At 69.3% G+C, this 12,918-nt stretch carries 11 protein-coding genes; 6 read left to right on the top strand and 5 right to left on the bottom strand.

The window, feature by feature from the left end; translation table 11 throughout:
• Positions 1 to 17: 17 nt before the first annotated feature.
• The 6 genes from OXM57_04905 (at position 18) to OXM57_04880 (ending at position 5,580) form a co-directional block, all read left to right on the top strand.
• On the top strand, positions 18 to 1,196 hold the full coding sequence (locus OXM57_04905) for a mandelate racemase/muconate lactonizing enzyme family protein (GenBank protein ID MDE0352007.1): 1,179 nt from the start codon (positions 18 to 20) through the stop codon (positions 1,194 to 1,196).
• A gap of 157 nt (positions 1,197 to 1,353) precedes the next feature.
• Entirely contained in the window at positions 1,354 to 2,538 is a 1,185-nt protein-coding gene (locus OXM57_04900) for an MFS transporter (GenBank protein ID MDE0352006.1), read from the top strand.
• Between the two features lie 63 nt (positions 2,539 to 2,601).
• Positions 2,602 to 2,856, top strand: coding sequence for a lipoyl domain-containing protein (locus OXM57_04895; protein MDE0352005.1), 255 nt, complete (start codon positions 2,602 to 2,604; stop codon positions 2,854 to 2,856).
• A complete protein-coding gene (locus OXM57_04890) occupies positions 2,853 to 3,605 on the top strand; it encodes an SDR family NAD(P)-dependent oxidoreductase (GenBank protein MDE0352004.1) in 753 nt (250 codons plus the stop codon). The genes OXM57_04895 and OXM57_04890 overlap by 4 nt, the downstream gene beginning before the upstream one ends.
• Positions 3,602 to 4,582, top strand: a complete 981-nt coding sequence (locus tag OXM57_04885; protein ID MDE0352003.1) for a thiamine pyrophosphate-dependent dehydrogenase E1 component subunit alpha — start codon at positions 3,602 to 3,604, stop codon at positions 4,580 to 4,582. The genes OXM57_04890 and OXM57_04885 overlap by 4 nt, the downstream gene beginning before the upstream one ends.
• A gap of 29 nt (positions 4,583 to 4,611) precedes the next feature.
• Entirely contained in the window at positions 4,612 to 5,580 is a 969-nt protein-coding gene (locus OXM57_04880) for an alpha-ketoacid dehydrogenase subunit beta (protein ID MDE0352002.1), read from the top strand.
• Between the two features lie 48 nt (positions 5,581 to 5,628).
• On the opposite strand, the gene OXM57_04875 is transcribed toward OXM57_04880, so the two are convergent.
• The 5 genes from OXM57_04875 to dapA form a co-directional block, all read right to left on the bottom strand.
• The gene (locus OXM57_04875; protein ID MDE0352001.1) at positions 5,629 to 6,456 is read right to left on the bottom strand and encodes a hypothetical protein; all 828 of its coding nucleotides are present in this window, start codon (positions 6,454 to 6,456) and stop codon (positions 5,629 to 5,631) included.
• A gap of 18 nt (positions 6,457 to 6,474) precedes the next feature.
• A complete protein-coding gene (locus tag OXM57_04870; GenBank protein ID MDE0352000.1) occupies positions 6,475 to 7,659 on the bottom strand; it encodes a dihydrolipoamide acetyltransferase family protein in 1,185 nt (394 codons plus the stop codon).
• A gap of 73 nt (positions 7,660 to 7,732) precedes the next feature.
• Complete coding sequence (locus tag OXM57_04865; protein ID MDE0351999.1) at positions 7,733 to 10,159, bottom strand: DNA translocase FtsK 4TM domain-containing protein; 2,427 nt, start codon at positions 10,157 to 10,159, stop codon at positions 7,733 to 7,735.
• A 183-nt stretch (positions 10,160 to 10,342) separates the two neighbouring features.
• Positions 10,343 to 11,974, bottom strand: a complete 1,632-nt coding sequence (locus OXM57_04860; protein ID MDE0351998.1) for a ribonuclease J — start codon at positions 11,972 to 11,974, stop codon at positions 10,343 to 10,345.
• Positions 11,971 to 12,852, bottom strand: coding sequence for a 4-hydroxy-tetrahydrodipicolinate synthase (gene dapA / locus OXM57_04855; protein ID MDE0351997.1), 882 nt, complete (start codon positions 12,850 to 12,852; stop codon positions 11,971 to 11,973). Before dapA ends, OXM57_04860 begins: the two co-directional genes overlap by 4 nt.
• Positions 12,853 to 12,918 lie beyond the last annotated feature (66 nt).

Raw genomic sequence — 12,918 nt, 5'->3', positions numbered from 1 at the left:
TAACCATACTCGTGCCCATGAGTCCCACCGGCACCACCCGCGACGACCCCGGCTTCCCTGCCGTCGACCCGTTCGCGATCGAGTCGCTGACCGTCGACGTCTACCGCGCCCCCGTCACCCGTCCGGTGCGGACCTCCTTCGGGGAGATGGCGGACCGCCCGGCGGTCGTAGTGACCGCCCGATCCACCGACGGTGTCCACGGATACGGGGAGGTGTGGTGCAACTTCCCGGAGCCCGCCGCCGGCTACCGGGCCGACCTGATCGCCCGGGTGCTCGCTCCGGCCGTCGTCGGCAGGCCGTGGCCCGGGCCCGAGGCCGTGTTCCATCACCTATCGGAACGGTTCAGGCTGGTGGGCATCCAGGCCGGCGAGCCGGGGCCCTTCAGCCAATGCATCGCCGGCATCGACATAGCGCTTTGGGACATGGCGGCCCGGCAGGCCCGCCTGCCGCTCTGGCGGCTCCTCGGCGGTTCGGGGAGCGGACAGGTCCCGGCCTATGCCAGCGGGATCGGGCCGGAGGATCCGGCAGGCCAGGCCGCCGCGGCCCGGGAGCGGGGCCACCGCGCCTTCAAGCTGAAGGTCGGCTTCGGGAGGCGGCGCGACCTCGCCAACCTCGACCGGATGCGGCGCGAACTGGGCCGGGAAGCCACCATCGCCGTGGACGCCAACCAGGCGTGGTCCCCCGGCGAGGCCAGGTCGATGATCCGCTCGCTCGCACCCTACGCACCGGCCTGGTTGGAGGAACCCATCCCGGCCGACCGGGCCGAAGCCGACTGGAGGACCCTCGCCGCCGATTCTCCCACCCCCCTGGCGGGCGGTGAGAACCTGCACGGTGAGGCGGCCTTCGCCCGGGCCATCGAGGCCGGAGCGCTGGCCGTCATCCAGCCGGACGTGACCAAGTGGGGCGGCATCTCGGGATGCCTGCCGGTCGCCAGGCGGATCCTGGCAGCCGGTCGCCGCTACTGCCCCCACCACCTCGGGGCGGGAATCGGGGTCGTGGCCTCCGCTCACCTGCTGGCGGCGGCGGGTGGCGACGGCCTGCTCGAAGTCGATTCCAACCCCAACCCGCTCCGCGAGGGCCTGGCCCAACCCTTCCCCCGGCTGGTCGAGGGGAGCCTGCTCCTGAGCGATGCGCCCGGGCTGGGGGTGGCGCCCGACGGCGCCGTGTCCGGGCTGAGGGTCGGCACGGACCGGTAGCTGGTCGGCTACGTGTCGAGGACGGCTTGACGCCATCCGGCGCGGGCGATCCCGTGCCCGGCGGGTGAGTACCCTCCTGCGGCAGCCACCGAGGGAGCACTCCGACATCGACCACCGTCTCGGCCCGAGCCCCGAAGCACCCCGGAGGGTTGGCCTCGTGGGGCTCTCGGCCGTACTCGCCGGTGCGATGGCCCTATCGATGACGCCCGGGCCGATCATCGGGATACTGTCCCGTTTCTTCATCGATGACCTGGGCCTGACCCGGACCGAGATCGGAGCGGTCGCCACCTTCCACGCCTTCGCGATCATGATCACCAGCATCCCGCTCGGGGTGCTGGCCGACCGCCTGAGCGGCCGCTACACCCAGATCCTGATGCTGCTGTTCGTGTTCCTGGGGCTGCTGACGATGGCTTTCTCCTGGGGTTTCTGGTCCCTGATGATGTTCGCTGCGATAGCCGGAATCCCGGCCGCCGGGGCCAACTCGGCGACCAACAACATCATCGTCGAGAACGTTCCTGCCGGGTCCCGCGGGTGGATAACCGGAATCAAGCAGTCCGGGGTGCAGATCGGGATCCTGGCCACCGGCCTGGCCCTGCCGGTGACTGCGGCCCGCCTCGGATGGCGGATGGCGCTGGTACTCGCCTCTCTGGTGGCGCTGGTGGGCATCGCATTCACCCTCGCCATCGTGCCCGCCGGACCCGCCGCCTGGACTCCGGCGCGCAGCGCCGGGGAACGGCGCGTGCGCCTCCCCGGTGCGGTTCGGTGGCTCTCGGCCTACGGAGTCACCATGGGGATCGGCGTGGGCACCTACTCGGCCTTCGTTCCGCTCTACGCCCAGGAGAACCTCGGCATGGGTGTGGCCCTGGCGGGTACGGTCATCGCCGTATCGGGCGCGTCCGGCGCGTTGTGGCGGGTGCTATGGGGAAGGATCGCAGAGCGAGCCGGACATCCCTCGGTCCCGCTGCTGGCGATCGGCGCCCTGTCCGCGGGTGCCTTGGTCGCCACCTGGGTGGCCGGCTATACCCTGCCCTTCCTGATCTGGGTGGGGGCGGTGCTGGTGGGGATGGGCACCGGCTCGTGGATGTCGGTCGGCATGATGGCCGCCATCATGCTGTCGGAGCCCAAGCAGACCGGACAGAGCACCGCGTCGATCGTGCTCGGGTTCGCCGTGGGTCTGACCATCGGGCCGGTGGTATTCGGTTGGGGCGTGGACACGTTCGGGACCTATGACCTGCCCTGGGCGGCTGTGACCCTCAACTTCGTGGCGGCCATGACGATGATGTTGCTGTGGCGGTTCCGCGCTCGCGTCCTTGAGGAGGAGGCGGTCGGCCATGGCGCCTGAGGGTGGCCCCAACCTGGCAGAATCGGCCCGACCAGAACCAGGACACCGGAGGTCTCCACCCCGATGAGCACGCCCTACCCTGCCCGTCGAGTACCCCTGACCGTGCCGCAGATGGGTGTGGTGGAAGAGGTGGTGGTGATCGAATGGCTGGTCGACCCCGGTGCCACCGTGGTTGAGGGCCAGGAGGTGGTCATCGTGGAGACCGAGAAGGCCGAGGTCGCGCTGGAGTCTCCGGCTGCCGGCGCCATCGAGATCCTGGCGGCCGCTTCCGATGACGAGATCCCGGTGGGGGCGACCCTCGCCTACATCGACCCGTGACCCTGCCCGGATTCCGTCTCGACGGCCGGATGGCGCTGGTCACGGGATCGGCCGGCGGCCTGGGCGAGGCGATCGCCCTGGCGCTCCACGCAGCCGGCGCCGAAGTGGTGGGCGCAGACATCGTAACGGAGGCCAACCGCCGGGTGGCGAGCGCCGTCGGGGGTACCGCCGTCACCCTGGACGTCTCCGACCGGGAGGCGGTCGAGGCGGCGGTGGAGGACATCAGCACCCGCCTGGGCGCCATCGACGTGCTGGTCAACAGCGCCGGCATCGGGGGCCGCGGCGCTGCGGCCGACTATCCACCCGAACTGCTGGAGCGGGTCCTTGACGTCAACGTCAAGGGCAGCCTCTACACGTGCCAGGCGGTGGGCCGCCGCATGATCGAACAGGGCCACGGCTCGATCATCAACATCGCCTCGATCGGTGGGCTGGTGGGCTTCCCCGGCAGCGTCGGGTACCAGGCCGGCAAGGGCGGGGTGGTCCAGATGACCAGGACCCTCGCGGTCGAGTGGGCGCCCTCGGGCGTCCGGGTCAATGCGATTGCCCCCGGGCACATAGGAACCGCCCTCGTGCGGAGGCAATGGGAGGTGGAGCCGCACCTGAAGGAGTTCTTCCTGACCCGCACCCCTCTGGGGAGGCTGGGAACCCCGGCCGATGTCGCCGGCCCGGTGGTGTTCCTCGCGGGTGATGCCGCGGCGATGATCACCGGCCAGGTCATCACCGTCGACGGGGGGTACACCGCCCAATGAGCCTCGCTCAGACCATGTCACCCGGCCTGGCCCTCGGCATCCACCGGACCATGGTGCGGATCCGGCTGTTCGAGTCCCGGGTCGAGGAGTTGTTCAAGGCGGGCGAGCTACCCGGCTTCGTCCACACCTACATCGGCCAAGAGGCCATCGCCGCGGGCGTGTGCGCCGCCCTGAACCGTGACGACTACATCACCTCCACCCACCGCGGCCACGGCCACGCCATAGCGAAGGGCATGGAGCTCGGCCCGGTCATGGCGGAGCTGTACGGGAAGGCGACCGGGGCCTGCCGCGGCCGGGGCGGTTCGATGCACGTGGCCGACTTCTCGGTGGGGATGCTGGGGGCCAACGGGATCGTGGCCGGCGGGCTCGGCATCGCCGCGGGGGCCGCCCTCTCCGCCCGCTACCGGGGCACCCGCCAGGTGGCGGTGGGTTTCTTCGGGGACGGAGGCATCAACAAGGGAACCTTCCACGAGGCGCTCAACTTCGCCGCCACCCACCGCCTGGGGGTGGTGTTCGTGTGCGAGAACAACCAGTACGCCCAGTTCACCTCCCGGCTCCGCACCACATCGGTTGACGATCTCTCGGTCCGGGCCTCCGGGTACGGGATCCCCGGCATCACGGCGGACGGCAACGACCCCGCGGCGACCTACCGGGAGACGCTCGAGGCGGTGGCACGGGCGCGTGCGGGAGGCGGGCCGACCCTGCTGAACATGGAGACCTACCGGTTCGGCGGCCACTACGTGGGCGATGCCGAGGTCTACCGGGAGTCCGCCGAGGTGGAGGCGCGGCGCCGGGCGGACCCGATCCTCCGCTGGGAACGAACGCTCACCGATGAGGGGCTCCTGACCGCCGGACTCCGGGAGGAGGTGTGGGCGGAAACCGGGGAGGAAGTGTCCGCCGCGGTGCGCTTCGCCGAGGAGAGCCCGTATCCGGAGGGCGGCACCGCCCTCGAGAACGTGTTCACCCGGGTCTGCTGATGGCTCGGACGGACAGGACAACGCGAAGGATGAGCTTCGGCCAGGCGACCGTGGACGCCATGAGGTCCGCCATGCGAGAGGACGACCGCGTCGTGGTGCTCGGAGAGGACATCAGTTGGGGCGGCAACTTCGGGCAGTTCCGGGGCCTGCTGGACGAGTTCGGACCCGACCGGGTCATCGACATGCCCATTTCGGAGGCCATCATCATGGCGGTCGGCGTCGGGGCGGCGGTGACCGGACTGCGCCCGGTCGCCTCGATGAGTTTCGTCGAGTTCACGCTCGGGGCCATGGACGAGATCGTCAACCAGGCGGCCAAGTTCCGCTACATGTTCGGCGGGCAGGTGTCGGTCCCGCTGGTGCTCCGGGCCTCTGACGGGGTTCTCCGCTCATCGGCCGGCCAGCACTCATCCAGCCTCGAAGGCCTGTTCACCCACTTGCCCGGCCTGAAGGTGGTGGCCCCGTCCAACCCGGCCGACGCCAGGGGCCTGCTTCGGGCGGCCATCGCGGATGACGACCCGGTGGTCTACCTGGAGAACAAGCGGATCACGGCCAAGCGGGGACCGGTCCCGGCCGGGGATCATGTGGTCCCGCTCGGCTCTGCCGCGGTTCGCCGCCGGGGCGCGGACCTGACCATCGTCACCTACTCGGTGATGACCCTCCACGCCGAGAAGGCCTGCTCCCGGCTGGCCGAGACGGGCATCGAGGCGGAGCTGATCGACCTCAGGTCGCTGGTCCCGCTCGACCTCGACGCCGTGCTGTCCTCGGTGTTCAGGACAGGTCGGGTGGTGGTGGCGCACGAGGCTTGGGAGTTCGGCGGGTTCGGCGCCGAGTTGGCGGCCACCATCACCGCCGAAGCCTTCGACCGGCTGCGAGCCGCCCCGGTGCGGGTGGGCGCCGCCCATGCGCCCATCCCGTTCAGCCCCCCGCTGGAGCGGGCGGTCGTGCCGGGACCCGACGAGATCGTGATGGCGGCCCGGGAGGCTATGGGTCTGTGCTAGTTGATAGTAGCTGATAAAGACTATCGACTAGAAACTACAGACTACAAACTAGAACGGGCGCGGGCCGGAAGAGTGGCCGGTTTCGTCCTCGTTGCGATCCGGCATTTCCCAGCGGATGGTTCTTTCGCCCTGCACGCGGTGGAAGGCGAGGGCCAGCTCCGATGAGCCCGAACCCGGACCGGCGTGCAGCTGCCCCGGCAGCCGGTAGGTGTACGTCCCCGCCTCCCAATCGTGGATCTCGCCGACGTCATGGCCGGGTAGGCGCTCGGCCATGGTGAACTCCCCGTCCAGTACGAAGACCTCCTCCGCGCCGGCGTGGGAGTGCCACGGACCGTCCTCGTTGGACCAGGAACGGGCCCCTGCCAGCCACACCTGCCCGTGGGGACCATCGGCGAGTGGGCGGATGAACCGGCCCGGGAGCTCGCTGACCGGCGTCCACGGAGACCCGCTCGCCGACCCGATCAGGGGCTTGGACAGCATCCCGCCGGCCGAGCTGTCGTACCGGACCGGCGCCGAGGTCATCAGCAGCGCCAGGGTGGGTGAGAGGGCCCGGATCCCGGGGATCACCTCGCCCGATCGGACAGCTGCGTAGTCGTACTGGCCCACCCGCTCTCCCGCCACCATCAGGTCGCCGCGTATGACGAACAGCTCGACATCGGCGGTGAACGCCCCTACCACGCCCGACCCCCATCCCCGGCTCAGCATGACGAGACGGGTTGCCGGCCCGGACATGTCCTTCGATAGGGTCCGGGCTTCGATCCGCCCCTCGCATCCCGAGATCGTCATGACCCGGCTCGGCAGCTCGGCCTCGCGAACGGCCGGCAGTGACCGGTGGCGGCGGTCCACCACCGCCGGATCGGCAACGGTCTCGCTCACATCCGGGCTGCGCAAGGACTAGTAGGCCAGGAACGGGGCCGGTTCCTCCAGGTTCTCGACCAGCCTGTTGAGGAAGCGCTGCCCGAGTCCTCCGTCGATCACCCGGTGGTCGAAGCCCAGCGACAGCGGCATCACGGGCGCCACCGTCACGGCGCCGTCCCGGACCACCGGGGTGTCGGCGGCCCGACCTATGACGAGGATGGCGGTGGTGCCCTTGGGAATGATGGGAGTGCCCCTGGCCCCTCCCAGAGCTCCGATGTTGGAAAGGGTGAAGGTGGCGCCGGTCAGGTCGCCCGGACGGAGCGACCGGGCCTTGCCCCTCACACCGAGGTCGGCGATGGTCGCCGCCAGATCCATGACACCCAGCTTCTCCGCCTCGCGGACCACCGGCACCAGCAGGCCTTCATCGGTATCCACGGCGATCCCCACATCCAGGGAGGGATGGAGCACCAGCTCATCACCCTCCAGGGTTGCGTTGAAGGCCCGGAACTCGTTCAGAGCCGGTACGAGGGCCCTTACCACCAGGGCCTCCATCGGGATGCTCCGCCCATGGCGGGCCGCCAGCGCCTGCCGGGCCGCCAGGAGGCGGGTGGCATCGATGTCGTGGAAGACCGTTACGTGGGGGATCTCGAGCCATGAAGCCGTCATGTTGGCGGCGATGGTGCGGCGCAGCATCGAGAGGCGGACCCGCTCACCCGCGGCCGGCGCCGGGGCATCCTCCGGGGGCGCGCCTTCTACGGCCGCCATCACATCGTCCCTGGTGATCCTCCCGCCCGGCCCGGTCCCCCGGACGGAGGACAGGTCGATGCCGTGCTCCCGGGCCAGCCGCCGCACCACGGGCAATGCTTTGACGGAGGCGTCCCCCGCCGGCCGCCCGCCACCCGGACCGCCGCCGGCCGGGCCGGTGGACCGCCGTGAAACGGTCTCGGCGTCACCGGGCTGATCCCCATCCGGCCAGGCCTCCCCGGCTCGGCCGATGACCGCCAGGACCGCCCCCACCGCCAGGGTTTCCCCTTCCCGGGCGCCGTGGTGTAGGACCGTCCCACCGGCGGGAGCCGGGATCTCCACCACCGCCTTGGCCGTCTCGACCTCGACCAGAACATGATCGGCCTCCACCGGGCCGCCCACGGGAACGTGCCAGCGGACGATGTCGGCCTCGGTGAGGCCATCGCCGATATCGGGGAGCTCGAACACGTAGGGCATCGGGTCAATAGTACGCGAACCGGGTAGTCCGCCAGCCCACCTGATAGGAACCGTCACCCGCAGGCGAGACGGATCAGACCGGCACCTTTTCCCGTTCCCCTTCGAGTTCCTCCATGGTGACCAGCACTTCGCGGGCCTTGGAGCCCTCGGAGGGCCCGACGATCCCTCTGGTCTCGAGGATGTCCATGATCCGCCCTGCCCGGGCGAACCCGATCCGGAGCTTTCGTTGCAACATCGAGGTGGACCCCAGCTGCGAGCGCACCACGAGTTCGGTGGCCTGCCGGATCAGGTCGGCATCCTCGCCCTCGTCCTCCGCGGCGGCCTCCTGGCTCCGGGATTGGCGGATTTCCTCCTCGATCTTCCGGTACTCGACCGCCTTCTGGTCCCGCACCCACTTGACCACGGCCGCAACCTCACCCTCGCTCACCCACGCTCCCTGCACCCGCTGCGGGCGCGGTTCGCGGGCGGTGATGACCAGCATGTCCCCCACCCCGACCAGCTTCTCGGCGCCCACCACGTCGATGATCACCCGGGAGTCGGCCTGAGAGGCCACGGAGAACGCGAACCGGCTCGGGATGTTGGCCTTGATCACGCCGGTGATCACGTTGACCGAGGGCCGCTGGGTGGCGATCACCAGGTGGATCCCGACCGCCCGGGCCATCTGCGCGATGCGGACAATGGCCGACTCGACATCGCGCCCCGCCACCATCATCAGGTCGTTGAGTTCGTCGACGATCACCACCAAGTACGGGAAGCGATCGAACTTGGCCGGATCCAGGCCTCCCGCGTCGTACTTCTCCCGATAGCCCGTGATGTCCCGTACCCCGCTGTCAGCAAGCAACTCGTAGCGCCGGTCCATCTCTCCGACCGCCCACTGCAGGGCCTCCAAGGCCTTCTTCGGCTTGGTTATCACCCGGGTGAGCAGGTGGGGGACCCCGTTGTACTGGCCGAGTTCCACCCGCTTGGGGTCGACCATGATCAACCGGACATCCTCCGGCCTGGCCCTCATCAGGATGGACGTCACGATCGAGTTGATACACGAGGACTTGCCGGCGCCGGTCGCGCCGGCGATGAGCAGATGGGGCAACTCGGCCAGGTTGACCATGACGGGACGCCCTGAGATGTCCTCCCCCAGACCGACCGCCAGCGGATGGTGGTTGGCGGCCGACTCCTCCGAGCTCAGCACATGGCCGAGCGTGACCAGGCGGCGGCGCTTGTTGGGAACCTCCACCCCGATCGCCGAACGGCCCGGAATGGGCGCCAGGAGCCGCACGTCAGGGGTCGCGAGCGCGTAGGCGATGTCGCCGGCCAGGTTGGTGACCCGAGCGACCTTTACCCCGGCGGCGAGCTCGATCTCGTAGCGGGTCACGGTCGGCCCCGACACCACGTTCGTGAGCCGGGCGTTGACCTCGTGGTCGTTGAGCGTGGCTTCGAGCTGGCGGGCGGTCTCCTGGACCATCCTCCCGCTCTGCTGCTCGGCTCTGGGGGTGTCCAGCAGCTTGAGAGGAGGCAACCGGTACCCGTCCGTATCCGAAGGAGTCGCGGCCGGGGCCGGCTTCTTCGATGCTTTGCGCTGCCCGGCTGCCTTCGCCTTACCGGCCTTCGAGGTGCGCTGATCGGGACGCTTGGGAACCTTGACGGCCTCTTCCGACCCGGGGACGTCCACGGGAGCGCGCTGCGGCGGACGGTGCGGCCGCCGGGGTCTCGACACCTCGTAGGGCTGGGCTCCGCGGCGTTCGTCCCGCCCGCCGGCGATGCCCGCAACACGCCGACAAGCGGCGCCCAGCCGTGCTCGAACCACCCTCACGGTGTAGACGCTCAGCTCACCCGCCGCCACCAGGACCTCGACGATGGAGGCCCGCATGGTGATCATGACACCCCCGGACAGCGCCGTCACGAGCACCACGAACGCACCCCAGAACCCGAGCGTCCGCTCCAGCGGGAAGGCAATCAGCGACCCGACTACCCCTCCCGACTGCTTCACGCCTTCGGTCCCGCCGGCCAGGGCCGGATTGCCGGTCATGAGGTGGAACAGCCCCACCGACCCCACCAGCCAGACGAGCACCCCGAAGAGGATCCTGCGGTGGCCATCGGCAGAACGGCCGAGCAGGAGAGTGCCTCCCAGCCCCACGAGGACCAACGGCGACAGGTAAACCCATATGCCCAGCAACAAGCGCAGGCCATCCAGCATGTGCCGGCCCAGCGGACCGGCGGCCTGGAAGAAGGCGAGGGCCACCACCACGCCGGCCAGGGCCAGCCCGAGGCCGATCAGGTGGTGGGCCTGGCGTCCGATCCCGAAGCGGAGGCGCTCGTAGAGCAGGGAGAAGATCGACTCGCGGGGCTCGGCGCGCCGGCCCTGAGCAGCCCGCTTGGACCGGCCGGACGTTTGAGGCTTGCCCGACTTGGACACGGATGCCCGGCGGGGGGCGGCGCCCCCGCGCGGTGCGGAGCGCGACCCGCGCGGCTCCGTCTTCTTGCGATTCGCATGTACCTGTGACACCCGTCTCCGCCCCGTGTCCCCACGGGTGGATGTCGCCTTGGCCATGTAGCCGACCAGACTACACCAACCTGAGGCTATGCCGACGGCTATCGGACGAGGACCGGTGGTCGGTAGTAGGTAGTCGGCAGTAGGCAGTCAGTCGTCATTGTAGTTCAACATAAACTAGCAACTAGCAGCTAGCAACTAATCGAGGTAGGTGATCACCGGCACTACCACCGGTTTGCGGCGGATCTCGTTCCTGATCACGCGGCGCGCCGCGTGGCGGACGGCGGTGTCGACATCCCGGAAGAACCGCGCAGGATCCCGGTCGGCGGCGGACATCACCGCCTCGGCCACGTCGTCCATCAAGCGCAAGGGCTCGGTCATCAGCCCGTAACTCATCACTTGCGGGACCCTCACGAGCTCCTCCCCCTCCCCGTCGAGGAGGAGCACCACCACCAGTACCCCGTCATCGCTGAGCCGGGCCCGCTCTCGTAGGAGACCCTGCTGGATGTCCCCCACTCCCGAGCCGTCCACATACACGTAGCCCGCGTCGACCACGCCGCGTTCCACCCGGGTGGTTTGGCCGTCCAGGACCACGGCATCGCCGTCCTCCAGCACCAGCACGTCCGGGACACCCATGTCGATGGCTAGGTCGGCGTGCGCGCGCAGGTGGCGGTATTCGCCGTGAATGGGCACGAAGGCATCGGGCCGGATCAGGTTGATGAACGTCTTGAGCTCCTCGGACGAGGCGTGACCGGACACGTGCACGTTGGCGTTCCCGCCGTGAAAGACCTTGGCGCCCCTCCGGATCATGTCGGAGATGACCCTGGAGACGGCGGTCTCGTTGCCCGGCACCGGCGTCGCCGAGATGAGGACCGTGTCGGTCTTGTTCAGGGTGACGAAGCGGTGCCGTCCCACGGCCATCAGCGACAGCGCGGCGAAGGGCTCCCCCTGCGAACCGGTGGTGATGATCATCACCTCATCGGCCGGCAGGTCCATCGCCTCGCTGATCCCGATCACCCGATCCTCGGAGATGTGGAGAACGCCCAGATCCCTCCCGATCGTGACGTTGCGCTCCATGGACCTGCCGATGAAGCTCAGGTAGCGACCGGCGGACAGGCCGGCATCCGACAGTTGCTGAACCCGATGCAGGTGGCTGGAGAAACAGGTGCTGATGACCCGTCCCGGGGCCTGCTCGACGATGGAGAGGATGGGGGACTCGAGGGACTTCTCGGAGGGCACGAATCCGGCCCTCTCGGCGTTGGTGGAGTCCGACAGCAGGAGACGAATACCCTGATTCCCGAACCGCCCGAAGGTGGGAAGGTCGGCGCGGCGCCCGTCGATCGGCGTCGGGTCCAGCTTGAAGTCTCCGGTGTGGAGGACGAGACCCTCGGGCGTATCGAACACCACCCCGCTCCCCTGGGGCACCGAGTGGGAAACCGGGATCAACTGGAACCTGAACGGCCCGTCGGTGACCCATTGGCCGTCCGGGGTGGGGCGGAAATCCTTCTCCACTCCCATCTCGTCCACCCGCCCGGCCGCGATGGCCAGGGACAGCTCGGTGCCGAAGACCGGGACCGGCAGCTCCGAGAGGAAGTAGCCGAGGCCGCCCATATGGTCCTCGTGGCCGTGGGTCAGCACCACGCAGCGGACGTCCTCCCGGCGCTCGACCAGCCACCTCCAGTCCGGGAGGACGAGATCCACGCCCCGCATGTGCTCTTCGGGAAACATCAGGCCGCAGTCGACCAGCGCGATCTGACCGTCGATCTCGACCGCGGCGCAGTTGCGGCCAATCTCGCCCAGACCCCCCAGGAACGTGACCCGGACGCTCACAACCTCTGCGCTCGGCCTACTGCGGCAACCACCATGTCACGGGTCTCGGGTGACGCCGGGACCAGCGGCAGCCTCGGATCCCCGACCGGCTCCCAGAGGGCGTTCAGCCCAGCTTTGGTGGGCATCGGGTTGGGCTCGACGAAACAGGCGTCGAACAGGGGCATCAGCCCGTCGTGGAGGCGCCACGCCTCGGGGGCGTCACCCGCCCGGTGGGCCTCGACCATCCGCTTGATCTGCCGGCCGGCCAGGTGGCCTGCCACCGAGACCACGCCCTGACCACCCAACTCCATCATCGGCAGGGTGGCCGAGTCATCCCCCGAGAGCACCATGAAATCATCCGGCAGCAGCTCCATGCTGGCCTTCGTGTACTCGAGGTCGCCCACCGCGTCCTTGGTAGCGGCGATGTTGGGATGCTGCGCCATCTCGGCGAGGGTCTCCGCCTCGATCAACCGGGCGGTGCGGCTGGGGATGTTGTAAATCATGACCGGAAGATCGGTGGCGTCGGCGATGGCGAGGAAGTGGGCCAGAAGACCTGCCTGGCTGGGCCTCGAGTAGTAGGGGGTAACCGCCATCAGGCCGTCGACCCCGACATCGGCCGCCTTCTTGGACATCTCGACCGAGTGCCGGGTGTCGTAGGTACCGGTTCCGGCGATCACCACCGCCCTGCCTCCGACAGCCTCCAGCACGGTCGAGTACAGGGCCAGCTTCTCCGCATCGGTCAAGGTGGGCGACTCGCCGGTGGTTCCGGTTACCAGCAGGCCGTCGTGCCCGTTCTCCACCAGGTGGGCCGCCAGCCGGGCCATCCGGCCGTAGTCGACCGACCCGTCGCCGGCAAAAGGGGTGATCATGGCGGTGGTCAAGCCGGCAGTCAGAGCCAAGTTCCGTATCCTCTCGCGGGTGGCCGGCCTGAAAGCCGCCCAGTCGATTGGCGCTCGGGCCAATCA

This window comes from bacterium (genome assembly GCA_028820935.1).
GTDB lineage: Bacteria > Actinomycetota > Acidimicrobiia > Spongiisociales > Spongiisociaceae > Spongiisocius.
Note: the sequence above shows the minus strand (reverse complement) of the source record. Positions and strands in the feature narration are given on the sequence as shown.

Coding starts and splice junctions, on each gene's coding strand:
- OXM57_04905 (MDE0352007.1), top strand. CDS start 18: ATGAGTCCCACCGGCACCACCCGCGACGACCCCGGCTTCCCTGCCGTC.
- OXM57_04895 (MDE0352005.1), top strand. CDS start 2,602: ATGAGCACGCCCTACCCTGCCCGTCGAGTACCCCTGACCGTGCCGCAG.
- OXM57_04885 (MDE0352003.1), top strand. CDS start 3,602: ATGAGCCTCGCTCAGACCATGTCACCCGGCCTGGCCCTCGGCATCCAC.
- OXM57_04880 (MDE0352002.1), top strand. CDS start 4,612: ATGAGCTTCGGCCAGGCGACCGTGGACGCCATGAGGTCCGCCATGCGA.
- OXM57_04870 (MDE0352000.1), bottom strand. CDS start 7,659: ATGCCCTACGTGTTCGAGCTCCCCGATATCGGCGATGGCCTCACCGAG.